The sequence below is a fragment of the Epilithonimonas sp. JDS genome (assembly GCF_021261315.1).
Lineage (GTDB): Bacteria > Bacteroidota > Bacteroidia > Flavobacteriales > Weeksellaceae > Epilithonimonas.
The window spans coordinates 90,862-114,936 of the sequence record NZ_JAJSAX010000010.1; the positions used below are offsets into that span (position 1 = coordinate 90,862).

Consider the following 24,075-nt stretch of genomic DNA (forward strand, 5'->3'; position numbering starts at 1 on the left):
TAAAATTTAGATTCTTGTAAAGTTGTGCTAAAACTTACTATTGTATTCATTAAGAGACTTTCCAAACTTGTTTGATTTTCGTAATCTATTGTTTCAGTTTTATTACAGCAGAATTGGACAGTCATTCTAATTTTGTATAATAATAAAATTAAGATATGAAAACAGATAAAGTATGGTTTGTAACGGGAGCGTCCAAAGGAATGGGGCTTTCATTAGTGAGAAAACTGATTGAAAGTGGTTATAGCGTCGCTGCAACCACCAGGAACTCCAAGAGTTTAATGGAGGCGGTCGGTGATTTGGACAAAAAGCAGTTCTTACCGTTGGAAGTAGATCTGACAAGTGAGCAATCTGTCAGAAAAGCATTTGAAAAGACTGTTGGCCACTTTGGAAAAATAGACGTTTTAGTCAATAATGCGGGCTATGGCATCGGTGGAGCCGTGGAAGAATTAAATCAAGAAGAGATCATGGACAGTTTTGACATTAATGTTATGGCTGTGATTAAGACAATGCAGACGGTCATGCCTTACTTTAGGGAACAGAAGTCAGGGAACATCATCAATATTTCTTCAATTGCAGGATTTGCGCCGGGAATCGGCTGGGCCATGTACGCCGCAACAAAGTATGCGGTAACGGGACTGTCCGAGGTTATGGCAGAAGATGTAAAAGAGTTCGGTGTTAAGGTGACGGTGTTGGCACCGGGTGCTTTCCGGACCGAGTTCCTGAAAGAAAACTCCCTCGTTTTCGCTGAGAATAAAATTGACGGCTACGATTCGATCAGAGCTTCACACCAAAAATACGCTGCAATGAACGAAACGCAGGCCGGAGATCCCGACAAGTTGGCCCAAGTCGTGATCGCTCTTGCAGAAAATCCCAATCCTCCCGTGCGTTTGTATTTGGGTACTGATGCTTACAACCGTGCAAAAGACAAAATAGAGTTGCTGTCGCAAGAATTGGAAAATAATAGGGATATTTCGTATTATACTGATTTTTAAATATCATCAAAGTAATATTACTACCATTTGAAAGTGGGAGCGTTTTTTTTGTTTGATTATTGTATATTTATTAAATGGAAAAAATGCAGTCACTGGAAGAATTTTACCGGTCTAAATTTGACAGGGTTCCTGACAATATCCGTAATGGGTTGGGGCACTTCAATGTCTTTTCCATCGATGAATACATCGGTAACAATGCTAAGCCGGTGGTTTACAGCCGGAAAGATTATTTTAAGATTACCCTGATCGTCGGCCGAAACCGGATTCATTATGCTGATAAGGTCATTGATATTCAAAAGCAAGCGCTATTTTTCACCAATCCGCAGATTCCTTACAAATTTGAATGGCTTGATGACCATAAGGCAGGATTCTTTTGCGTATTTACTCCGGCTTTTTTCCATCATTTCGGAAATCTGAACAATTACGAAGTTTTTAAACCTGACGTGACACCGGTCTTTGAGCTGACAGATGAGCAGTTGGAATATGTAAAGCAGGTCTACATGAAAATGCAGACAGAGTTGGTCTCAGATTATGCCCATAAACATGATCTGTTGAGAAACCTGGTTTTTGATCTGCTACACTATACCCTCAAGATGAAACCGACTTCAAAAGCTGAAAAGCAGCAGGCTAATGCTTCTCAGAGAATCACCCATATATTCCTTGAGCTATTAGAGCGTCAGTTTCCAATTGAGGACGTAAGGCAGCGGATACAGTTTCGTTCACCTTCTGAATTTGCGGGTCAGCTTTCCGTGCACGTCAATCACCTCAACCGGGCCGTTAAAGAAATTACTGAAAAAACGACTTCTGAGATCATTGCGAAACGTTTACTACAGGAGGCAAAGATTTTATTGAGACATACCGAATGGAATATTTCCGAAGTTGCATATTCACTGGGGTTTAAAGAGGCTACGCATTTTAATAATTTCTTTAAAAAAAATATGCAGATGACCCCGATGCAGTTTAGGGAAATGGATTAAATACAAGGGCAAGAATAGCGAGCAACTTGATGTGTTTAGTTTATCGGATCATAAATGTTTAAAGTCAAATATCAGTTACTAACTATTATTTTCAGATCAATTTTTTTTCTAGGCAGCCGATCTCATATTCCGAAGGATATGGCTCCCTAAATGTCAAACTCACATCTTCCCGTAAAATTCTTTCAAGTTCCCGGGATTTAAATGTGTTCAGATCCATATGTGCAATTGCTCTTTCCATTATACAAATTTAGTTACATTTTGAAACAAATTTTGTATTTTTGTTGTCTAAAATTGTAACAATGTCAAAATTTTCTGATAACATCACGTTTTTGAGAGGTAAGAAAAATATGACCCAGCAAGAGCTGGCAGATCTGTTAATTCTAACCCGATCCAGGTATGTCGCTTATGAATATGGAAGATCAGAACCTCCGAATGAAGTATTGATTAGAATTTCAAAGTTCTATAACATCAGCATTGACCTTTTATTGACTGTAGATGTTAGAAAGTTTTCGGTAGATGAAATCATGGAACTTCCAGACAATAGAATCGTTCTGCCTATAAGGGTTGATCAGGATGGAAACGATCAGATTGAGATTATTCCACAAAAAGCCTCTATGGGATACTTGAACGGCTATGGAGATCCGGAATATATAGAAAGTCTGGAGACCATATCGTTACCATTCTTAAAAGGAGGTAAGTTCAGGGCATTCCCCGCTGACGGTGATTCAATGCCACCTTACAAGAATGGGACCTACATCGTAGGGAAATATGTTGAAAATCTTTCGGACCTGAAAACAGACAGAACTTATGTTTTTATCACAAACAATGATGGTATCAGTTACAAAAGATTTCAGTTTCATGAAGCAGATGGTATTTGGGTTAAGGCTGACAATCATTTTTATGAGCCGTACAAAATTCCATTGCCTGAGATCAAAGAGATCTGGGAATTTGCATGCAGTATCAATACAAAAGAATATGAGCCTGATGAATTCTCAGAACATCATATTCAAAATTTTATAAAAGAGATCAAAACCGATATCAAGCAAATCAAAGCAAAAATTGTAGATTAGGGTTCAATCGATTTCGAAAAGCTTATTTAGAATTTAGTTATTCAGAAAACTTCCCCGAAGGGAAGCTAAAAACACAAATGATGAAAAAAAAATTAATCCCATTGAAAGGGATTAAACAAAAGTATATATTTTATTTAAAATCACAATGGGACAGTTGAGCTTATTTGATGCCGAAGAATTTTACGAATTTCCAAAAGACCTTTTGGAATACAATGAGAATTTACTGAGTAGAGAGGAGGCAGATCAATTAAAAGAACATCTGCTTCAGACAGTGCGATGGGAACAGCGTACTCAGATGATGTACGATAAGATGGTTATAACGCCAAGGTTAACAGCTTGGTACGGTGATTCAAAATACAACGAGTCAGCAGATAATAATACATCAAACACCAACTCCTGGACTCCGGAGTTGTTATCTTTAAAAGAAAGAATAGAAAAAGAATTCGGTTACCGGTTTAATGGTGTCTTATTAAATCTTTATCGTGACAACAATGATTCAGTTGCCTGGCACCGGGATAAAGAGAGCAGGTATGGAAAGCGCCCGGTGATCGCCTCTATCAGTTTAGGCGAAACAAGAAACTTTGATTTCAGAAAAAAGGAACATCATCAGAGCAAATATAGCCTGCCGCTTCCAAACGGATCCCTTCTCATTATGAAAGGTGATCTGCAGGAAAATTGGGAACATCGGATCGCTAAATCTACAGTCCCTATGAAAGAGAGAATTAATTTAACGTTTCGTTTGATTCGTGATCTGTAAAATCTATAAGTAAACCCAAATTAAGCACTTACAATTATGGCTATTTCGTACTATGATTTTAAAAATCTACCAGAGCAATCTCAGCATGAACTTGTTATGACTGAGGGAAAATTGATTAGTGAAACTGTTAAGAGAGACCTAAAATTTCTGTTATATCAGGTGTCATCATTCATTGTTGAGATCGTTTACAATATGAATAATAATAAAATTGTAAGTCTCAGTGCTTATGAGAATAATGGGATCAATAGCAATAATGAACGGGGTTAGCTTTTCGTCGATTATGAATTTTTAAAATTAACGTTCTAGCAATAGTATTTCTAAAGTAAAAGCGGCATAAGCCGCTTTTAAACTGTCATAATTTATTTTAGCTACAGATTATTCGAAGGACGCAGTTTACCTATCTTTTCAATGCCGGTATCATCCAGCCATTTTTCGAAACTTGTCAATTTGGGCAGCCAGTCAGATATTAGATCCAAGTCGATCGGGTCATATCCTTCAGTTGCTACCATCTCTACCAATTTTGCAAAGGTTTCGCTTTGATGATAAAGCATTTCCAAAGGAACCTGAACAAATTCTATAGGTCGACCTAATTTATCCTGTAACAGTTTCAAAACCTGTTTAGGGGTGAAAAGTTCACCGCCAAAGTCAATTGTTCTGCCATTGAAGTCTTTGTAATTCTGAAATATGATGCGGGCAAAGATTCCGATATCTTTTGTCGTGATCCACGATATGGCTGTTTCTTCAGGTAAGGGGTTGATGAACTTGTTGTCCCCTAATCCAAAACTTGGCAGAAGAAGATTCTCCATAAATGAGGCAGGTCTTATGACAGCACCCTGTAATGCACTTTGCAGTAAATATTTTTCAATGGTAAACTTGAATCTGGGGCGGAATCTGTCCTGCTTGTCAGAAGCCATAACTGAAGAATACAATACAAATTGAACGCCTTGTTCCTCCGCCAGCTTAAGGGTCTGGATCCCCAGGTCGGCTTCCTTTTCATCTGTTTCTTTGCTGCAGACCCAAACACCTGGAAGGACCATATATAATCCATCGATCTTTTGAAATACCTCTCTCAAAACGTCAGTGTCTTCCAAGTCGCCTTTTACTAAAACAGCTCCTGCATCTTTTAAATTCAAAGCTTTTTGTGATCGAGGATCTCTTGTCAACGCAAACACTTCAAAATCATTTTTTAACAGTTCATACACTGTGGAAATTCCTTGATTTCCGGTCGCACCTGTTACCAATATTCTTTTCATTGTAAAATTTCTTTTGAGCAAATTTACTTTCGATGTTTAGTATATTTGTGTTTACTAACCTCCAGGAAAGTAATATGGAAAAGAAAATAAAACCCTGTATAGAAAATGAACAGATCTTAAAACAGAGATTTTTAGCATTGCGGGATACTTTGGATCTACTAAGTGGGAAATGGCGTTTCTGTATATTACTGAATCTGCATTATCATGAGAAATTGAGATTTAAAGATTTTTTGAGGTTTCAGAAGGAATCTCCCCTAAAGTACTTACTTCTGAACTTGCGACATTAGAAGCGCACCAGCTGATCCAAAAGAAGATCGAATTTACACCTTCCAAAGATATCACCTATTATGTTCTGACTACACACGCTCAGGAGATCTGGACGGTGTTGAACACCTTGATAGAATTTGGATTGTCGAATCGCAAGGAGGTCATCAGATCATTTCAAAAGTGATCGCTGTCATAAAAAAAATCTACCGAAGGAACAGAAATGTCCTTAAGGTCATTTGCAAACAAAACACTTTCTGCTCTGCAATAGTCTTGTGCATTAAATTCAAATAGCTTTGTTTGTCTTTTAGCATATATTGTAATGATTAGAGGACATACATTTTTTTTGAGAAGTTGGAAAGTTTTCAAAAATTACTTTTTTTGCCTTGTGAGATTAGAAATGCTAACAATAAAGAACATAAGCAAATCACAATTAATTCAAACCCATTAAATATTGATAAAGACATGACAATGATTTTAATTCAAATTTATAACTGAGTATTGGCATATGATTAAGTAGAAATACTTAATTCTTGAGAGATTGATTATTCATCTAGTGATCCTATTTCCTTCAGTTTTTTATAGCAAAAAAAAGAGAGCTATTGCTAATAGCTCTCTTTTTTTTTAATAAGATTAGTTTTTTATAATTCGCTCGTTGACCTTTTTATTAGCAATAGTTCCAGAAACTATGTAGTTACCTTTTGGAAGATCTGATATGTTTACTTTCATACTGCCCTTTACGTTGGCTGTCTTAACAAGCTGACCTGACATAGAGTATATCTCTATACTTTGCACTTCTTTACCAAAGATTATCTCATTGTCTCTTACTAGAGTATTTTTAATGAATACTGTAGAAGCTCCATTGATATCTCCTACTGAAAGCGGTTGACCTGTAGCTTGAGGAGTAGGGACTGCAGCTACAAAATCTATATTGTTCCTATTGGTATCTGCAGCATTGTTTAGTCTCGTTATAGAGTTAAGTATGGTAGGGGAAGGTGCTGCTCCAGTACCTTCAAATTGATCTGCTAGACCATAACCTACAAAATCTATGACATTAGATGCTGTTGGCCCTGTGACACGAGTGTTATTGGTTGCTAAAGCAACTTTTCCGGAAGTCAGGCCGATCTGTAAACCAACACCAACTACAGGACCTGAACCATCCAAATTCAAAACGACATCAACTATAAGGTTAGGGTTGAGCAAATTAATTCCACCAAGTCCATCAGAAGCTTGCTGGATCAGATAGGTCTGTCCTGCATTTAGCGTGATCGTAGGCAAAGTATGGTACTGTGTAAATTGACCGGATTGGGGACCGTACTGTATAGTTGCTCCTGTAAGGGTTTGAGTCGTGGATCCAATATTTTTTAATTCAATGAAATCATTTGCAAGCAATGCTCCTAAAAGCCCACCGCCAGTATAAATTTCATTGATAACAATCTGTGCATTTGTTAATGCAAATGAGGACACAAGTCCGACTAAGGTAAAGATCTTTTTCATAATAATTTGTTTTAGTGTTATCTTATTATTTGCAAGTCTAGTACCAATTATTAATAATTATATAACACTATGTTTACTTATAATATATTTATATTTAAATATTATTGATATAATTCTAAAATCATCATTGGATTATCCATCGTTAGGAGATTCTTAAAAATTATTTAAATTTAATCTAAATTACACTGAGAATTAGATAGTTATAATGGCAGGCCAATTGCTGTCAATAATCTTTTGGATTGTAATGAAGTTTTTCTTTCAGATTTAAAAAGCAATGATCCAAGAGGGTTTATAATTGCTTTTTGTATTTTTCAAAGTGGTTGATAAGAGATCAAGTATGCTGGGTTTGTTTAATTCTTTAAATGAATCAATTATTGCCGGGTAATCGGCGATATCATTTCAATCAGATAAAAATTAAACGTAATTGAGGTGAAATTCTTTTGTAAAACCGAAAGTTCTGCCATTAGCATACAAACATCTGCGGTTCGCCTACAAATATGAATGTGCCTCTTACTAATTTTGTCGTGTAAAAATTAAATAAAATATTATGGCACAGCAAAATAGAGTATGGTTTATTACGGGATCTTCCCGTGGTTTCGGACGTGTATGGACACAAGCTGCATTGGAACGTGGTGACCAAGTGGTTGCTACAGCGAGGAAGTTGGAGAGTATTTCTGATTTTAAAGAAAAATATGGCGATCAGGTATTGACGCTTGAGTTAGATGTCACAAAATCGGATCAGGTCAACGAAGCTATCAAGAAAGCCCACGAACATTTCGGAAAATTGGATATCGTTCTCAACAATGCAGGCTATTCATTGGTCGGCACTATTGAGGAAGCAAATGCGGATGAGATTCGTGCTTTGTATGAGACCAACATCATTGGTCCGGTAAGTGTTGTTCAGGCAGCATTGCCTATCTTGAGAGAACAGGGTTTTGGTCATATTTTAGGAACTTCAAGCAACATTGGCCACTTCACTTTGCCGGTCCTTGGATATTACAGTTCTTCGAAATGGGCATTCGAGGCCATTCACGAAAGTCTTTCAGAAGAGGTGAAGCAGTTTGGGATCAAAGTCACCATCATTGAACCGGGTGCCTATGCCACAGAATTTGGCAGTCAGGAATCATTAAAATTCTCAGGGAATATCGAAGCTTATGCAGATCTAAAGACAGAATTCATTAAAAGCCTTTCAACTTTTGAGCAAGGAGATCCTAATGCGACAGCTCAAGCGCTTTTCAAAGTTGTAGATTCTGAAAACCCGCCATTGCGTTTTAATATGGGAAGTCATAACCTGCCTTTGATCAAGGGGGTCTATGCAGAACGGATAGCATTATGGGAATCTTGGGATGAAGTTTCGAGGTCGGCACAGGGTAACAGTAAATAATTTTAAAAAAAAACCGATTATTTTTATAGTCGGTTTTTCTTATCTTTAATAAAGAATATGAAAAAGGACGAACAGATACCTACAAAATTTAGATCACTTACCGAAGCACATCTTTTCTTTGACCTGCCAAGGCCGAAACATCCGCTGATCAGCCTGATCAATGAAGTGCACAGCTTTATGCCTCTGGATAAAATACACCATCGCCACATTTTAGGTTTTTACAAAATATCGTATAAACCAAAATTAAGCGGAAAAGTGGAGTATGGACAGGATTACTATGACTTTGATCAGGGCGGATTGTTATTTGCAGCACCGGGTCAGATCATGGGAGGTAAAGGATCGGAAGATTCAGCATGTTCCCAATTTTCTTTGTTTATCCATCCCGACTTCTTTTTGGGTTATCCATTGGCTAATAAGATCAAACAGTTTGGTTTCTTCTCGTATTCCATCAAAGAGACCTTGCATCTTTCGGAAGAAGAAAAAGATACTATTCTATCGCTCTTTAGTTTTATGGAAAATGAATTAAATGCCAGGATCGATGATTTCAGTCATGATGTGATCATCTCACAGCTTGAATTACTATTCAATTATGCCAATCGTTTTTACAAAAGACAATTCATTACCCGAAAGGCAGTAGGAAATAATCTTCTTGAAAAATTCGAGACACTATTGGATGCCTATTTTAAAGATGACTTGTCTGTAGAATTTGGCTTGCCTTCTGTCTCATATTTTGCAGACCAACTAAACCTTTCCTCAAGTTATCTAACAGATATGCTGCGTTCTCTTACAGGACAGAGTACCCAGCAGCACATCCATGATAGGCTGATCAGTGAGGCCAAACAGATGCTTTCCACTACAGATCTTTCTGTAGGAGAGGTTGCGTATGCTTTGGGATTTGAGCATTCCCAATCCTTCAGTAATCTGTTCAAAACCAAAACAAAAATTTCTCCTTTAGAATTCAGAAGGTCTTTTAATTGATCTTGCTGCAAATTATGATGTGATCCCAATAAGCAATATCTTTGTATCTGATCTTGATACAAATGATCATTTTATTTAATGGAGGACAACAAAGTATCTTATCCGAACCTACAAAGCAGTTAATACTGATCTTATCTAGCAGTTTGAAACGGTACTGGATTTTTATTTTAATTCTGAACACGAATTGCAGAACGGAATGCCGTCTGTTCAAAATGTTGCAGAACAACTGCATGTTTCCGCCAATTATTTAAGTGATCTGTAACGATCATTAACTGGACTTAACACGCAACAGCATATTCAGTTTTTTATCCCCAGTCTTTTATAAGGTTGTTCAAAACCAAAACCAACTTAACCCCTTTAGAGTTCAGGCAGTCTTTTAATTAGAGATCGAAATGTAATTATTTACGGATTTCCTTAAAACATCAAAATCCCGACAGAAATCGGGATTTGATTATTATTTCCAGAGCAGCGTTCTTTCAAAATATAAAATAATTTTTTTTAGGATTATTCTAGTCGCTAAAACTTTTCCTTTCAGATTGTTCTAAAAAACTTCTCAAGCCAATCATCACAAATGCCAAAACTCCAAAAACAATTCCAACCCAGGGATTATAAGAAACGCCTTTGGTAATGATGATCCAACCGCCAATGGTTGTTCCCAAAGTCACGCCTAGATTTCCAAATGAAGTGGCGAGGCTGTTTCCGAATTCCAAACTATCAGGTACTGATGAGATCATATAAGTGGAGGCATTCAAAAAACTTGGTGAATACAAAAATCCCCATATTCCTATCACTACAATGGTTGCAAGATTATTTCCGTCAGAAATGTATAGAAGAATGGGTACTAAAATAGTCCCGGACAGGAAAAATGCCGTTGTTTTTGCGACACTCCTATTTAGCATTTTACCAGCAATCCAATTGGCAAACACGCCAATAATACCAAAAAGAAACAACATATAACTTACCATCGCTGCATCCATTCCTTTGGCTTTATTCAGATATTCAGCGAAATAACTGTAGGTTGAAAACCATGCGGTGATCATAAAAAAGTTCATTGCCGTACTGACAATAAAAGTTGGCTGCTTCAATATTTTTAATTGACTTCGGTACGATTTTTTTTCCTTTACAGGCATTGGAGGCAACACAAAGTAAATGCTTGTCAAAGCCACAATACTAACGACGGCCTGAACAATAAACGAATATTCCCAGGACCATAAACTGGCCAGCCAGGTGGCAAAAGGAACCGTGGTAACCATTGCAATTGCAACACCGCTGAATACGATGCTCATCAGTTCATTTTCCCGTTTTTTATCAGCATGTGAAACGGCCACAGCTAAAGCAGTTGCGATATAGACAGGTTGCAAAAAAGCGGGTAAAATCCTCACTAACATCAACAGCCAGTAAGGTGGTGAAAAGGACGATACAATTCCGGTGATCATAAAAATAAAAATGGCAGTGAGCATCACTTTTTTACGATCAAAGCCTGATGCCAACAAAGTCATAAAAGGACCTGACAATGCAATAACCAAAGCAAATGCGCTTAATAGATAACCTGCTTTATCAATAGTGATTTCATAATGATCCGCAACTTGCGGCAAAATGCCGATGATGCCAAATTCTGTGGTAATGACTGCCAGAAAACCCAGACAGCCGATGTAAGCGAATTTTTTCATTATTAAGAATTTTTGATTTTGATCAATTCAGCAGGATTCTCCATCAAAATTTTAGAATCGCCAATTAATGCAACCGTTTTAAAAAAAGCACTTCCAGCTTCCCAAAGGTTTAATGTTTCGACTACCTCAATATTTTGAATATAATCTAATACCGATTCTTCCTGTTCTGATAATTTCATTGTTGTTTATTTTAAATAGATAGCAAATGTATCTGCTAATACTTAATTTTGCACAGTACACATCTAAATGTATGGTACAGACAAATTTGTAAGTAATGGGAATCAGAAAGGAAAATTCTACCAACAGCCAGAATGAAAAGTATATCACAGAATGTGATTTGGCGTATGCGGTCTGTAAAATAGGCGGACGTTGGAAAATCCTGATCTTAGGAAAATTGGAGAATGGTAAACTAAGATTCAGTGAATTGAGAAATCAAATCGATGGCATTACTGAAAGAATGCTCACGCTTCAATTGCGTGATCTTGAAAAAGAAGGTTTGGTAAAACGTACGGTTTATGCCGAAGTCCCTCCAAGGGTAGATTATGAATTGACGGAAATTGCATCCGATTTAATTCCAATTTGGCGGCAGTTGGAAAGTTGGGGTGCAAGGCATAAGAAAGTGACTAAATAATTTGACATTTGAACACCAGAAATCTATCAACTGAATCATCCTGTTGTAAATTTGGTTATTTTATGCATTAATGTAGCCAAAAATCAAGATTAGAAACTGTAACCGTTTTTCATCATAAGATAGCCTTCAAAATCATTTGCAGATGCTTCAAATCCTAATTGAACGTAATAGTTTCTGGTAGTTTCTTTGCTGCGCATAGGCAGTTTGGGAATTATGGTTGTCATCATATTTTTTTTTCAAAAATGATGATAATCTTTCAAAACAACACTTGATCGAAATCAAAAAGAGACATTCGATCTTATTCTACTTATAGTTTCCGGTCTGATTTTGAGATAGGATGCAATCATTGAGAGTGGGAATACCTGGATCAGTTGAGGTCTTGTTGTGAGGATATAGTTATACTTCTCTGTCGGGGTCATATTTTCGTCATAGAAACTCAGTTTTGGACTTGAAATAAGAAGCTTGTTGAACTGCAGGAATTTATTCGATATAGCAATCAGTTTGTGAAGACTGTTAAGGCTCAGTTCAATTACTTCGGAACTTTCAAATGCCTTAATTGTAGTTTTTGCAGGCTTCTGATTGACGAGGCTTTCCGTATTGAAGACCCATTCATTTGCAAGATAAAGATCCGTGATGATGTCCTCATCCCTGATAGAATTGTAGTAAGATTGGTAAAATGAGCCTTTAACAATAAAAATATGGATTTTGAAATAGCACCTCTTTTGCTTAGAACCGCATTTTTGTCCAGATTCATTCTACAGATATTTTTATTGAATAAATGTATTTCAGCATCAGAAAAATCTGCAAATTCTGCCAGCATGGTAGGATGGTTTTAATAGTACCAAATATATAAAAGATCTCAAATCTTCCAATAGCTAATGATCTTAGAAACTTTTAATCTGCAATAAATATTTTTTTCTTGGCAATATCAATGGTCAGAACATGACCTAGCCAGTCAATACTGGTTTTCCCTTCATAGATCAGCCCGTCAACAAAGGCGGCATCTGTGTTTTCTACTTTGCGCAGTTGATTTGCTGTATTTATTTTTGACAGTTTTCCAATGTAATAATTATTTTCTTTCTTGAAATCGCTTTTAATAGGAACTGCTTTAAAATCTGATTTGTTTAAAGCCAGAGCTTCCATTAACTTGGAACTGAACCAAAAGGAATTTTTTCCGGCACCGCTGTCCAGTAAAGTCTGGATCTTCAGGGTGTCATTCAGTTCGACGTAGGTGAAAATATCAAGCGCTTTTCCTGCATAATCTGCTATTTGGATATCAATGCTTTTTTCCCCTTTTGTAGATTTGTTAAAAAGTATTTTTTTGTTGTTATAGTCAATGGTGACAGGTGTATTTCTGAAAGGTTGCAATGAGATCATCCCGTCAATATCTCCAAATTCCAGATCTACAATCGTATATTGCTGGTCAGTAAATACTTTATTGTTGATCTCCATACTTTTGGCGTTATATAAGTCTACGTTCAGTTCTTCACCAGTTGCTCTGTGTCCGACAAAAAAATTAGGGGTCTTTTCATTTTTGATCTTATTGGAAAATTTTGTGAAAATAGCATTGAGACCTGCTCCGGTATCAAGAATGAATTTTCCTTCCACATTATTGATTTTTGCTTTGATGATAATGTGTCCGTTACTGTTGACCTCAAAAGGAATTTGCGCGTTCGTTTTAGAAGATAATAAGATGAATACTAGACAAATGCTGTAGGTGAATATTAATCTTTTCATAGTTATTTTTATAGGGTTGAAATATTAATATAATGCTAGGGATGATTTTTGTATACTAATTAAGGTAATTCAGTTTTTTAGTTGTTTCTATGGTGTTTTTGAAAGATCAAATATAGGTTTAAAAGAAGTTTATCTGACTAAATAATGTTTTTTTAGAACTAGTTAAGTAGTAACTTTGATCTCAATTCAAAACCGTATTTATATAAATCTTCATAAATGTCGAAAAATTTGTCTTCGTCTGCCTCACCCAATAAGGTGTTGAAAGATACGATCACAGCTACTTCTTTGTTTAGATCAGAAAGCATAAATGTTCTTACCCCCGGATCAGAACCATTGTGGCCAATTCTTGTACCTCCCATTTTTGTTGCCCAGAAAATTCCTGAATTAAGCTTGTCAGGTTTGACATTGTCAGGTTTATTAGATTTTGTGAAGTGAAAACGGAGCATTTCTTCTGCCAGTTCTTTTTTTAGTAATCTCGTGTTATTATATTTTCCATCATTCAGCAGGGTGATAAAAAATCTTGAAAGCTCCTCTACAGAAGTGCGGACACCGCCATCTGGATAGGTTATACCCTGATATAATGGTATTGAATTTATTTTACCGTTTTCCTTTTGATAAAGTTTGGAGTGGTTCCTTAAATTGATTTCCGATAGGCTCCAACCTGAATTTTTCATCTTTAAAGGTTTGAAAATATATTTTTTACTGTATTCACTAAGTTTTTGTCCCGTTCTCAACTCAATGATATAGCCTACAAGTCCTGTACCTATATTGGAATAGTCGCGATTTGTACCCGGTTTTGAATTTAGAAAATTATCCTGATCGTAAATAAAAAGTGAGTGCAAAACTGATAACGAAATGTAAACTTTATTTCATTTATCCTATACCGTATTGGTGAGAATAATTTACGTATTACAGAACAAGAATAGTTGAGACATTTTAATAAGATGCCCTTTTTCGTTCGTCATCACTTGCTGTTGTCCGGTTTCTTGATGCTGCTGCATCTTTGCCGATGTGATAAAGAAGACTTACAGAGACGAATCTGCTCTCCCTTTGATGAAAAAATCGGCTGTTCTGATCCTGAAAATTGATTCTGACATAATTACTGTTGGTATTAAATAAATCCGTTACAGCAAACTTCAATGTTCCTGCTTTTCTCATCACATCCATTTTCACACCGAGATCTATGAAGTAATTTGTTTGTGCACGATAGACACCCTGAATTCCAGCACTATTATATGTCCCATTGATTTCAGCCTTTAAGCCTGATTTCTTATCAATCAGAAAAGACTGCGTAAGTGAAGAATAGAATGAGAACATATGATAATCATAACTTCCTGACAGATAATCGGACTTTTCGCGCTGTTGGTAAATATCTGCTAACAGATTGAGATCCCACCAAGAGATTGGCTTAAACTGTGCCGAAAATCTCAGACCAGCCATTGTACTTAGCCCAAGGTTTGCGTGAGTACCGTAAGAACTGTTCGTCTCGTTGTCCTGAACATCAATATTTGTAAAGACATCTTTGGTAGAAGAAAAATAGGCGGTGAGATTGTAGTTTTGTTTGAAGGTGTATCCAGCCTCTACACTGTTTACAAAGGCGGGTTGAAGTGCTGGGTTTCCGACATAAAAATTATAAGGCGATGAATAGCGCTTAGCAGGATTTAGGCGGTTATATTCAGGGCGTTCAATTCTGTATGCATAATTAAGTTGGAACTCATGGTTATCATTGAGCTTGTATTGTAGAAATGCTGTTGGGAACAATTTTAAATAATTCCTTTTATTAAGAATGTCCTGATTCTTCTGATGCCCAACGGTTCTGGTATATTCTCCACGTAGTCCGCCTTGGAATTTCAAACTTCCCAATGTTCCGGAGACACTAGTGTAGAGCGAAGCAACATCTTCTTTGTATGTGAAATTACTGTTATTGTTATCAACAGCTGTAAACTTAGCATCTTGCCGGTTGTAGTAATCGAAAATATTGATGCTTTTGGTAGCGCTGAATTTTAACCCTGAGCTGATTTCCAGTCCATCAGATAATTTCGCTTGATAATCTGCTTTACCCGAAAGGATGCTGATGTCCTGAGAACTTGGGGTAAAGATCTGAAAAAAGTTATTGGTTTGCGTACCATCAGAAAGCAGCGTCGTACTATCTGTGAAGGAAAGGTTACTGTTTCGAAAGGGCGAGTAGTCAAGATCAATATTAAGACTGCTTTTGGCAGAGTCCAACTTAAGATTATAATTAAGATTATAGGCGTACTGGCTTCCCTTAACAGAACCATAACTTTCTGTAGTTATCAGCGAATCAAGTTTCATTGCAGAGGAGTAGATTTGGGTACGTGATCTGCCATCTGAGTCACCTCTTCGGTTGTTTCCAGTAATCAGAAATCCCAGCAATTGGTTTTGAGATAGTTGATAATCAACACCAAAGCGATACGAATGCGTATCAGATTTATAGACGGTGCGGTTCAGGGCATTCCAGATTGAGTTACCGTAATTAATATCGCTGTTGTGGTCCTGAATCGTATGACGTTGCGTAAAACCGTAGTTTCCATAGACATTCCATTTATCTTTTCGGTAATTAAATGTTATACTTCCTGAATATCCGGTGTAATGACCCTGTGTGATTCCACTGTTTAGACTAAGGTTGAAACCCTTCTTTTTTGATTTTTTGGTAATGATATTTACAATAGAAGCACCCTCTGCCTCAAACCTTGCAGGAGGATTGGAGAAAATCTCGATCTGAGCCACTTGATCTGAAGGAATTCCCTGAAGGTAAGTAGCCAAATCGTCCCCTGAAACCTGTAATGGTTTGCCATCCATATAAATCCGAACGTTTTTACGATTAGCTGTTATTGTATTTGAAGAGGTAATCTGTACACCAAGAGCTTTACCCACAGCTTCCCACGCGCTTCCACCCGAGGAAATAATGCTGTTTTCCACATTAAAACTGACCCGGTCAATCTTCCTTTCTATCAAAGGTCTCTTTTTACTGATGGTAACTTCTTGTATTGTAGTCTCACTTTTGTGCATTACAAGCGCTAAATTTTCTGTCGGAAGATCCACAATCTGCGTCAAAGTCTGATAGCCTGAAAGTGCAGCAGTGATTTCATAGGTTCCGGCTTCGCCGAATGTCAAAGTGTAATATCCAAGATCCGAAAAAGCAGTGGAAACTATTTTTTGGTCCTTTGTTAAAGTAATGGTCGCAGCGTCTACCATATGACCGTCGGCATCTATCACAGTACTTTTAAGAATATTCTGTGATTGCAAAAATCCTGAAATAATTAACAGGATAAATAAAGTTGTATTTTTCATAATGCAAACCTACAACTGCCCTTTGTTAAGGCTGGTTAATGATTGTTAAACAATATTATCCAAGGTTAATTATGGTTAAATATAAAGGTGAATTTTTTAATTATTCCTAAATTATTATCAAATTAGCAATATGAAATGGTTATCTCACCGAAATGCCCAGCCACTTGTCTATGTTGCAATGATTGCCAGTATTGGTCTTCAGATTGCGTGGCTGGTGCAATTGTTCGATGCTCAAAAACTACAGGTTAAAAGAGATCTTGATCAAGCTGTCGCAAATGCTGCGAGAATGAGCGAATATCTTAGTGTGGCACCGGGACATGAAAACAATGCTAATTTCAAAAGTTTTTTTCTTTCCCCACAGTGGCTCCAGCTTAAGCAGGCATATACACAAATGCGCCATATGGGTATTATGAGCCGTTTTGAGTCATCATTCCGAAACGATAGCACCCAAATTAAAATTGCACTTCGCATTGCCAACAATAGTTCAGCGCCAAAAAAAGCCCGAAAGATCTCTATTCTGGACGATGGAGAGACAATGGAATCAGTTATAAAAGAGGATAGGAGAGACCTGATAAGAATGGACAGTCTGGTGAAGCTAGAATGTGAACGTCAGAAAATCAATGAAGACAGCTTTTATATTCTTTATGATTATATGACTGGAAAACCGGGATCTAGGGAAAATTGGATAAGATCCAAAAATGCTGATTATAAAAGTGAGCATTTCGGATACAACCTTAATTTTTTTATTCATTCCTATCAGCTTGTAGTTCCATCACTTACCAAAACACTATTCTACAGAATGCGTTATTATCTCGGCTCGTCATTTGCAATGATATTGCTTACAGGACTTGCATTTTGGTTCCTATTCAAAGTTATGCGCAGCGAAAGGTTTTATACCAATGCCCGTTTAGCTTTCACCGGAAATATGACCCACGAACTGAAAACACCTGTTGCAGTCATTGAAGCGGCTCTTGATTCAATTACAAGATATGAGCTGGCTAATGATCCAATTCGCATGGATCATTATCTTAAAATCAGCAAAAATGAAATCCATAGGTTGAACCAGATCATTGACAAGGTATTGAATCTCGAACAGCTAGATAATGGTAATATCAACCTTAGAATGGAACTTTATGATATTCAGCAGGGCCTTGAAAGTGTAGTATTATCGATGCGTCTGCGGGAAAATAGTGGTTTGGTAAAGATAGACTACCAACCATCTGAAGATCCTTGTTTTGTGAATGGTGATCCGGTACATCTTACCAATGTTTTCTATAATCTATTAGATAATGCAATCAAGTATAGCGGCTCAAAGCCTGTCATTAAAGTGAGCTGTAAATGTACAACAAGTCACGTGCTTATTATGTTTCAGGATAATGGGCCAGGCATTGAAAATATTTATAGAACACGTATTTTTGAACGTTTTTTCAGAATCCCGGAGAATCCCGATATTCATAACGTTAAAGGAACCGGGCTGGGTCTTCACTATGTTAAGGAGATTATTAACAGACACGGAGGAAAGATAGAGGTTTCAGGAATTCTGGGGCAAGGCACATTATTTACAATTTACTTACCTGCTTACGATGAAATATAAAATACTTTATGCCGAGGATGAAGGCACTTTGGCGGAAATTATAAGTGATGGACTTAGAAGCAGTGGATATGATGTGATGCTCGCTAAAGACGGAGTATCAGCTTACCAGATGTTTCAGGATGATACACCACATCTTTGTATTCTTGATATTATGATGCCTTTGAAAGATGGATATACCCTAGCTGAAGACATTCGGAAAATTGACCGTATTGTTCCTATCATTTTTCTAAGTGCCAAATCGCTTGGCGATGACGTAGTCAAAGGTTTCAGGAGTGGTGGAAACGATTATCTAAAAAAGCCATTTACGATGGGTGAGCTTCTGGTGCGTATTGAAAGCCTGCTCGAAAGATTTGGTAATACTCAGTCGGAGAAATTGTCAACTTTAAACCATCAAAAATTTGGTGCCTGTGAACTAAATACCCTAAATCAGGAACTGATAACACCGAAAGCCTCTTATAAAATCTCCTATAAAGAAACCGCCATCCTGAAATTGCTGCTGGAAAACAAAAACGATGTCCTACAAAAGCAAGCTGCACTAATGAAAATTTGGGGTGATGACAGCTATTATAATTCTAGAAGTATGGATGTTTTTATGTCCCACCTTCGAAAGATGTTAAAAGATGATGCAGGAATTGAATTGATGAGTATTAGAGGAATTGGGTACAAACTTATTTGCTAGCAAATTTGATATGAGAATCTATAAACGAAAGTAATAAGACTCAACATTCTTAATTATCTTATGAATGTTCCTTTAATATGTTAGGCAACAATGTTCTACTTTATTAATTCAGAAACTCATCCATTGACTAATTCTGTGAGTGCTTTCAAAGATGCTGTTTTATGCTACTAGGTGCAACGCAAACTAGTTAGTACGCGATCAGCACATGATTGGTTTCAGGACTAATTGATGGCATTACTAGTGCAATTTCCAATAAATATCAACCGGATCAATTGGATATAAGACAGGTCAGAACCGAACTTGAAGATAACTGAAATAGTAATAATTAAATACATTACAATTTACTATTCATTTTCGTCATTTGAACCGGTTTAATTTTATAAATAAATTATATTTAAATATAATCAAATTATTATAAAGTAAATACTGATAAATATCATTTATATATGATTTACTTTAAATAAAATCAATATTTGTTTGGTTTTTTATAATTTTGTGAATAACCATGATATGCAGCACGAAAACAATAATCTAATATTGACAATGAAACAGATTTTAAAAACTAATATTTTAATTCTAATTACTTCCTTTTTATTTAATTCCAATTTTAATTCTCAGGTAAGACCAGATGCAGTTTATGGCGATTACAATGGTTATTGGACTTCCACTAATGCAAATGGTACGCTTTCCCGCGAAACTAATAATCTGGTAGGTTTTACTATTGGTTCCACAATATATGGAACTGGTGCAGATAACTCAGTGTTGACTTCCCACGGAATTACCAATTTCGTAAACGAAAATTACAAGGCTTTTCCATCTTCATTTTCCGTACTTTCTACTGCTAATGATTTTTTGATTGGTCAGCCGGCTTATGCCAATGGTGTGCTGCAGACAAATGCAACAAAACCAAATCTATCTTGTGATTTTTCTTTAGCCTATTACTTGAGAGACGGAAAGAATGGATTAGATCTCAGCACGGCAATTTTTAATATTCCGAAACAAGATTTAGTTTATTATGTAAATGTATTAGCAGACATTAATCCATCATGCATATCCGATAATATTCCAGATATCATTGTGACACAGGTCGGCGAACCTCATGCTACGTTTACAGATATATTCAAGTTTACAGATATAAATGGTGTTACAATAGGGAACGAAAAAGCTGTTGCGTTTTCATCCGCAACGCCAGTAGGGAAAGCACAATGGAATTTTTATTCAGCATCAGTTGCTTGTCCTTATCCATTTAATTCTGGTTTTTCCAACACGCCTAGAGATGTTCGGGTTTTGACCTTTAAATTAAGTGATTTTGGAATTACGTTGGCAAATTATACCTCGGCAGTCAAATTTGTACAAGTTTTATCCGGATTTAGTGATGTGGCTTTTTCTGCATACAGTACCAACTCGATGTCTCTGTATTGTCTGGAAAATGCCGTTACCACAGGAACTGCTTTGGATACTAGGAGTGGAATCACTTCTCTAAACAGGGCCGGAGCTGAAACGGTAAATAACAATTGGCCAATGGTAAGAAAAGGCGGATATCTGGCTTTGGAATCTAACAAAAAACCATTCGTCATAACCAGAAGCTCTACTGCCAATCTTGCCAACATCACAAATCCTGTAGAAGGTATGATGGTGTATGATACCACGGAAAATTGCCTCAAGATATATGTGAATGCCGCAATTGGGTGGAGATGTTACAACAAAAAAACCTGTCCTTAAAATGAAAAAAATCTTACTATTTTTTCTGTTTATTTTCCTTATCAATACAGTTTCTGCTCAAGTCATTTTCGGGGATAATGTTGGAACTGCCGCAAATAAAACATCTGTGTTGATGGAATTTTCAAATGCCGGAAACCGGGGAATCATTTTGCCTTACATTACTGATAAAACAGGTCTTACAACACCTGGAAGTATTATACTGAACGCTACAACGCCAACCGCAGCAAAAGTAGAGTATTACAATGGTACAACTTGGGTTGACCTGAGTGTTCAGACGGCGAATGTATCCGCATTTCTTGGGATTCAGCCGGCTGCAAAAGAAAATGCAAACGCAAAAATGATCATCGGAAGTGCAACTTCCACAGCGGATGGGATTCTGGTTTTGGAATCTGCAAACAAAGCAATGGTGCTGCCTGTTGTCTCATCTTATCAGGATATCGTCAATCCCGCACCGGGGATGATGGCATTGGTCAACAACGGCGGTATCAAAACATTGGCTGTCTACAATGGAAATCAGTGGAGTTTTTGGAATTATTAGTGATTGGTAAACGAAGAATTCAAAAGAGCAGAGTGTAAACAACGATAAGTCCAACTGTTGAAACTGGTATTATACTGGTAGTAAAATGTTGAAATCATTATCCTTTTTCGATTGTTCCATTAGGAAGTGATACTGAGGTAAGATCTTGAATCTGTCCTTATTAATCTACTATTTATTACGTTGATCTTATTTAGTGAACTTGTCATGTATATATAATAGCTGCTAGATTTAACATGGTTTATCATTTAATGCTTAATAACTAAAGCAAGAGGGATATTGTTAAAAAATAAATTAAAAGATATAAATCTCACTGATAATTTTGTTTACTTCAATCTTCTACCATGAAGAATAAAAGCAGTAAAGACAAATTAGTTAACTAAAGCAAATTAAATATTCTTTAAGGGAATGTGGAAAGTTATCTTACATGTGTGAAAATTATCCTGCATAAAAATAATATAACTACAGATGCAGAAAAAAGATAGATATTGGCAACTTTGTTGATCGTAATTTTCTTCTTATTTAGATGTTGTAATAAGAGTATGATTAAAGTACTGACAATAATATTGATATTATGCTCTCGAAGCATAATAATTTTCGCATTATCACTGCTGTTAAAAACTATATCCTTTAAAAAAAACAAAACATAAATAATCCAGGATGAAAAAAAAATATTTAGGTAATGAACTAAATTCAATCCGCCGAATATTGTTGTTCTTTTCTGAATAGACATCAATATTAAATAATCTATACCAAATCCGCTAACGATTATTGTAAAGCCAATCAAAGGACTATTACCTAATAATATTTTACTTACGAAAAAATTGGTTAGAATAACAAAAGTTGCGACTGCCAGTAGGTGCAAGATTGCAGTGGAAAAATTTTTCATTTGGAATTGATAAATTAATAAAAATTTCCCAATATTAACTGCCTTGGTTTGCACTCAAAAATTAATATTAAAGATTATGTTAATCTACTAATAATTTCCAGCAATTTTTATGATTCGAATTACATTTGCCAGATTTTGTATTATTGAAAAAATTATTACAAAACAAAAATGTTGTATAGGTCTGATAGGTTGATTTTAATTTAAAACAATGTGACCATACCACAACAATTTATAATCTCTTGTAAGTTCTACTTTAAAGTAAAAGAACAGGCAAGTGCCTGCTCTAGAAAGTAGAAAATATAATCTATTATGATATAGATTGGAACATATAGTCAACAAATATACCAATTAGTAACCTAGAGATAATTGTTTTTTACAGATCATATTTATTATGAGCTTTTATTTATAATTGAGTAATCAGCTAAAGTTTTACTGTACAGGTTAACAAACAGTTGAAGTACTCTTCAGTCCCTGTAGTTAATGAAACAATCAGAACTTGTATTATGATTTTTTTGAATTCGTTGCTTACTATTGCCCATTGCTAATTTATATGTTGAGCGACAAGAGTCATATTTACATACTACATAACAGTTGTAGATTCTCATGATGTGATAGTACACATATGCGCAAAATAAAAAAAAACGAAAAGATTTGTACAATGTCAGTGATGTGAAATTTAGTAATGGTAAGTTGTCGAAATTCTTGCAATTTTTGTTGACACATTTGTTCTGTAAATTATTGCATAGGGAAAGTCGTGTAGAAAATAGCAAAGTTATCTGAAGGCAAGCGATGGATCGTATGACCAATCTCCTTGTCTGCTTGAATACTAGAAGTATTGCTAAAACTTACATCTTGACGATCATATATATATATTAGATAAAAGTCAATATTTTCTTTATTCGTATAAATTTTAAAATGTATAGAAAAGATTCTTTAGATAAAGTTTTATTGGATCCTCAAACTCGTTGAAACAAGAAGAATCAATTGAGCTTTTTTAAAAAGTTCATCTTTCAGTATCGAAAGCTGCGGTGGCGCAAATTCGGAAGGCAGAATATCCAATATTCTTTAAAAATCATCTAGTAATTAAAACTAAAAGAATGACGTAGAGCTAGACGTAAGACGTTATGTCAATTATGATGCGAACTATAAAGATTATCAGTACTACGTTATTTTAAAAGAATTTATAAAAATTATTCATTGTTTGAACAATTTTATTTTCAATTTTTTTGTGATTGAAGTCATAAAGTCTTCGTTGATTCTATTCTACCTTTGATACTACCAAGCCACCATCCTGAATCAAGGATACTAAAAATAAATTATTATGAAAAAACCTAAATTCTCTGACGACAAGTTGGAGCAATTGGAATTATCGAAAACAGATAACTCAGAACAAGCTTTGACAACCAACCAAGGTTTAAAAATTAACAACAACCAGGATTCTCTGAAATCCGGCGAGAGAGGTCCAAGTCTGCTGGAAGATTTTATTCTAAGGGAAAAAATTACACACTTTGACCACGAAAGAATTCCTGAAAGAATTGTCCACGCAAGAGGATCCGGTGCACACGGTACTTTTAAGCTTAATAAAAGTCTTGCTAAATATACCAAAGCCAATTTCTTATCGGAAGAAGGAAAAGAAACGCCGGTTTTCGTGCGTTTTTCCACTGTTGCCGGAAGTGCCGGAAGTACGGATTTGGCAAGAGATGTCAGAGGTTTTGCTATTAAATTTTACACAGAACAGGGAAACTATGATCTGGTAGGTAATAATATTCCCGTATTTTTTATTCAGGATGCGATGAAGTTTCCTGATTTGGTTCACGCTGTAAAGCCGGAACCGGACAATGCCATTCCACAGGCCGCATCTGCGCACGATACATTCTGGGATTTTATTTCCCTGATGCCGGAAAGTATGCATATGATTATGTGGGCAATGAGCGACAGAGCGATTCCTAGAAGTTACAGAATGATGGAAGGATTCGGTGTTCATACTTTTAAATTCATTAATGATGAAGGGAAAATGCACTTTGTCAAATTTCATTTCAAACCAAAATTAGGTGTTCATTCCGTAGCTTGGGATGAAGCGACCAAGATTTCCGGCAAAGATCCCGATTTTCACAGGAGAGATCTTTGGGAAGCG

At 36.1% G+C, this 24,075-nt stretch carries 22 protein-coding genes; 13 read left to right on the forward strand and 9 right to left on the reverse strand.

The genetic code is table 11. From position 1 onward, the window contains the following. Positions 1-155 precede the first annotated feature (155 nt). The 4 genes from LUD75_RS18480 (at position 156) to LUD75_RS18495 (ending at position 3,796) form a co-directional block, all read left to right on the forward strand. Entirely contained in the window at positions 156-992 is an 837-nt protein-coding gene (locus LUD75_RS18480) for an SDR family oxidoreductase (protein WP_262908234.1), read from the forward strand. A gap of 83 nt (positions 993-1,075) precedes the next feature. Next, positions 1,076-1,969 carry a response regulator transcription factor gene (locus LUD75_RS18485; protein WP_232707284.1) on the forward strand — a complete coding sequence of 298 codons (894 nt, stop codon included), beginning with the start codon at positions 1,076-1,078 and terminating at the stop codon, positions 1,967-1,969. A gap of 299 nt (positions 1,970-2,268) precedes the next feature. Further along, complete coding sequence (locus LUD75_RS18490; RefSeq protein WP_232707285.1) at positions 2,269-3,039, forward strand: helix-turn-helix domain-containing protein; 771 nt, start codon at positions 2,269-2,271, stop codon at positions 3,037-3,039. A 145-nt stretch (positions 3,040-3,184) separates the two neighbouring features. Next, positions 3,185-3,796: an alpha-ketoglutarate-dependent dioxygenase AlkB gene (locus LUD75_RS18495; protein ID WP_232707286.1), complete on the forward strand. Its 612-nt coding sequence runs from the start codon at positions 3,185-3,187 to the stop codon at positions 3,794-3,796. A gap of 368 nt (positions 3,797-4,164) precedes the next feature. Here LUD75_RS18495 and LUD75_RS18500 read toward each other — a convergent pair whose 3' ends face one another. Continuing rightward, positions 4,165-5,049: an NmrA family NAD(P)-binding protein gene (locus tag LUD75_RS18500; RefSeq protein WP_232707287.1), complete on the reverse strand. Its 885-nt coding sequence runs from the start codon at positions 5,047-5,049 to the stop codon at positions 4,165-4,167. A 301-nt stretch (positions 5,050-5,350) separates the two neighbouring features. On the opposite strand from LUD75_RS18500, the gene LUD75_RS18505 reads away from it, so the two are divergent. Next, positions 5,351-5,500 (forward strand): hypothetical protein, encoded by a 150-nt coding sequence (locus LUD75_RS18505; protein ID WP_232707306.1) that lies wholly within the window; start codon positions 5,351-5,353, stop codon positions 5,498-5,500. Positions 5,501-5,946: 446 nt separating this feature from the next. Here LUD75_RS18505 and LUD75_RS18510 read toward each other — a convergent pair whose 3' ends face one another. After that, entirely contained in the window at positions 5,947-6,810 is an 864-nt protein-coding gene (locus LUD75_RS18510) for a lamin tail domain-containing protein (RefSeq protein ID WP_232707288.1), read from the reverse strand. Positions 6,811-7,357: 547 nt separating this feature from the next. On the opposite strand from LUD75_RS18510, the gene LUD75_RS18515 reads away from it, so the two are divergent. Together LUD75_RS18515 and LUD75_RS18520 are read left to right on the forward strand one after the other, a co-directional pair. Further along, positions 7,358-8,194, forward strand: coding sequence for an SDR family NAD(P)-dependent oxidoreductase (locus tag LUD75_RS18515; RefSeq protein ID WP_232707289.1), 837 nt, complete (start codon positions 7,358-7,360; stop codon positions 8,192-8,194). Positions 8,195-8,251: 57 nt separating this feature from the next. Next, entirely contained in the window at positions 8,252-9,172 is a 921-nt protein-coding gene (locus LUD75_RS18520; RefSeq protein ID WP_232707290.1) for a helix-turn-helix transcriptional regulator, read from the forward strand. Positions 9,173-9,681: 509 nt separating this feature from the next. Here the strand turns inward: LUD75_RS18520 and LUD75_RS18525 are convergent. Both LUD75_RS18525 and LUD75_RS18530 read right to left on the reverse strand, forming a co-directional pair. Further along, the gene (locus tag LUD75_RS18525; protein WP_232707291.1) at positions 9,682-10,842 is read right to left on the reverse strand and encodes an MFS transporter; all 1,161 of its coding nucleotides are present in this window, start codon (positions 10,840-10,842) and stop codon (positions 9,682-9,684) included. A gap of 2 nt (positions 10,843-10,844) precedes the next feature. Further along, complete coding sequence (locus LUD75_RS18530) at positions 10,845-11,021, reverse strand: hypothetical protein (protein ID WP_232707292.1); 177 nt, start codon at positions 11,019-11,021, stop codon at positions 10,845-10,847. Positions 11,022-11,116: 95 nt separating this feature from the next. On the opposite strand from LUD75_RS18530, the gene LUD75_RS18535 reads away from it, so the two are divergent. After that, entirely contained in the window at positions 11,117-11,473 is a 357-nt protein-coding gene (locus LUD75_RS18535) for a helix-turn-helix domain-containing protein (protein ID WP_232707293.1), read from the forward strand. 89 nt (positions 11,474-11,562) lie between these two features. Here LUD75_RS18535 and LUD75_RS18540 read toward each other — a convergent pair whose 3' ends face one another. The 5 genes from LUD75_RS18540 to LUD75_RS18560 all read right to left on the reverse strand — a co-directional run bounded on the left by LUD75_RS18540 (position 11,563) and on the right by LUD75_RS18560 (position 16,522). Next, positions 11,563-11,700 carry a hypothetical protein gene (locus tag LUD75_RS18540; protein WP_232707294.1) on the reverse strand — a complete coding sequence of 46 codons (138 nt, stop codon included), beginning with the start codon at positions 11,698-11,700 and terminating at the stop codon, positions 11,563-11,565. A gap of 302 nt (positions 11,701-12,002) precedes the next feature. Continuing rightward, a complete protein-coding gene (locus LUD75_RS18545) occupies positions 12,003-12,293 on the reverse strand; it encodes a hypothetical protein (RefSeq protein WP_232707295.1) in 291 nt (96 codons plus the stop codon). A gap of 74 nt (positions 12,294-12,367) precedes the next feature. Beyond that, entirely contained in the window at positions 12,368-13,210 is an 843-nt protein-coding gene (locus tag LUD75_RS18550) for an aspartyl protease family protein (protein WP_232707296.1), read from the reverse strand. 158 nt (positions 13,211-13,368) lie between these two features. Beyond that, the gene (locus LUD75_RS18555) at positions 13,369-14,052 is read right to left on the reverse strand and encodes a serine hydrolase domain-containing protein (protein ID WP_232707297.1); all 684 of its coding nucleotides are present in this window, start codon (positions 14,050-14,052) and stop codon (positions 13,369-13,371) included. A gap of 94 nt (positions 14,053-14,146) precedes the next feature. Next, positions 14,147-16,522, reverse strand: coding sequence for an outer membrane beta-barrel family protein (locus LUD75_RS18560; protein ID WP_232707298.1), 2,376 nt, complete (start codon positions 16,520-16,522; stop codon positions 14,147-14,149). 130 nt (positions 16,523-16,652) lie between these two features. Between LUD75_RS18560 and LUD75_RS18565 the strand changes: the two genes are divergently transcribed. The 5 genes from LUD75_RS18565 to LUD75_RS18585 form a co-directional block, all read left to right on the forward strand. Continuing rightward, the gene (locus LUD75_RS18565) at positions 16,653-18,116 is read left to right on the forward strand and encodes a HAMP domain-containing sensor histidine kinase (RefSeq protein WP_232707299.1); all 1,464 of its coding nucleotides are present in this window, start codon (positions 16,653-16,655) and stop codon (positions 18,114-18,116) included. After that, positions 18,106-18,795 (forward strand): response regulator transcription factor, encoded by a 690-nt coding sequence (locus tag LUD75_RS18570; RefSeq protein WP_232707300.1) that lies wholly within the window; start codon positions 18,106-18,108, stop codon positions 18,793-18,795. The genes LUD75_RS18565 and LUD75_RS18570 overlap by 11 nt, the downstream gene beginning before the upstream one ends. A gap of 543 nt (positions 18,796-19,338) precedes the next feature. After that, positions 19,339-20,517: a hypothetical protein gene (locus LUD75_RS18575; protein WP_232707301.1), complete on the forward strand. Its 1,179-nt coding sequence runs from the start codon at positions 19,339-19,341 to the stop codon at positions 20,515-20,517. A gap of 1 nt (position 20,518) precedes the next feature. Continuing rightward, positions 20,519-21,055 carry a hypothetical protein gene (locus tag LUD75_RS18580; protein ID WP_232707302.1) on the forward strand — a complete coding sequence of 179 codons (537 nt, stop codon included), beginning with the start codon at positions 20,519-20,521 and terminating at the stop codon, positions 21,053-21,055. A 2,207-nt stretch (positions 21,056-23,262) separates the two neighbouring features. After that, a partial coding sequence (locus LUD75_RS18585) for a catalase (protein ID WP_232707303.1) occupies positions 23,263-24,075 on the forward strand: 813 nt, incomplete at its 3' end.

Excerpts from the sequence above, each read along its gene's own strand:
- LUD75_RS18480 (WP_262908234.1), top strand. The coding sequence starts at position 156 with ATGAAAACAGATAAAGTATGGTTTGTAACGGGAGCGTCCAAAGGAATG.
- LUD75_RS18485 (WP_232707284.1), top strand. The coding sequence starts at position 1,076 with ATGCAGTCACTGGAAGAATTTTACCGGTCTAAATTTGACAGGGTTCCT.
- LUD75_RS18490 (WP_232707285.1), top strand. The coding sequence starts at position 2,269 with ATGTCAAAATTTTCTGATAACATCACGTTTTTGAGAGGTAAGAAAAAT.
- LUD75_RS18495 (WP_232707286.1), top strand. The coding sequence starts at position 3,185 with ATGGGACAGTTGAGCTTATTTGATGCCGAAGAATTTTACGAATTTCCA.
- LUD75_RS18500 (WP_232707287.1), bottom strand. The coding sequence starts at position 5,049 with ATGAAAAGAATATTGGTAACAGGTGCGACCGGAAATCAAGGAATTTCC.
- LUD75_RS18510 (WP_232707288.1), bottom strand. The coding sequence starts at position 6,810 with ATGAAAAAGATCTTTACCTTAGTCGGACTTGTGTCCTCATTTGCATTA.
- LUD75_RS18515 (WP_232707289.1), top strand. The coding sequence starts at position 7,358 with ATGGCACAGCAAAATAGAGTATGGTTTATTACGGGATCTTCCCGTGGT.
- LUD75_RS18520 (WP_232707290.1), top strand. The coding sequence starts at position 8,252 with ATGAAAAAGGACGAACAGATACCTACAAAATTTAGATCACTTACCGAA.
- LUD75_RS18525 (WP_232707291.1), bottom strand. The coding sequence starts at position 10,842 with ATGAAAAAATTCGCTTACATCGGCTGTCTGGGTTTTCTGGCAGTCATT.
- LUD75_RS18530 (WP_232707292.1), bottom strand. The coding sequence starts at position 11,021 with ATGAAATTATCAGAACAGGAAGAATCGGTATTAGATTATATTCAAAAT.
- LUD75_RS18535 (WP_232707293.1), top strand. The coding sequence starts at position 11,117 with ATGGGAATCAGAAAGGAAAATTCTACCAACAGCCAGAATGAAAAGTAT.
- LUD75_RS18540 (WP_232707294.1), bottom strand. The coding sequence starts at position 11,700 with ATGATGACAACCATAATTCCCAAACTGCCTATGCGCAGCAAAGAAACT.
- LUD75_RS18545 (WP_232707295.1), bottom strand. The coding sequence starts at position 12,293 with ATGCTGGCAGAATTTGCAGATTTTTCTGATGCTGAAATACATTTATTC.
- LUD75_RS18550 (WP_232707296.1), bottom strand. The coding sequence starts at position 13,210 with ATGAAAAGATTAATATTCACCTACAGCATTTGTCTAGTATTCATCTTA.
- LUD75_RS18560 (WP_232707298.1), bottom strand. The coding sequence starts at position 16,522 with ATGAAAAATACAACTTTATTTATCCTGTTAATTATTTCAGGATTTTTG.
- LUD75_RS18565 (WP_232707299.1), top strand. The coding sequence starts at position 16,653 with ATGAAATGGTTATCTCACCGAAATGCCCAGCCACTTGTCTATGTTGCA.
- LUD75_RS18570 (WP_232707300.1), top strand. The coding sequence starts at position 18,106 with ATGAAATATAAAATACTTTATGCCGAGGATGAAGGCACTTTGGCGGAA.
- LUD75_RS18575 (WP_232707301.1), top strand. The coding sequence starts at position 19,339 with ATGAAACAGATTTTAAAAACTAATATTTTAATTCTAATTACTTCCTTT.
- LUD75_RS18580 (WP_232707302.1), top strand. The coding sequence starts at position 20,519 with ATGAAAAAAATCTTACTATTTTTTCTGTTTATTTTCCTTATCAATACA.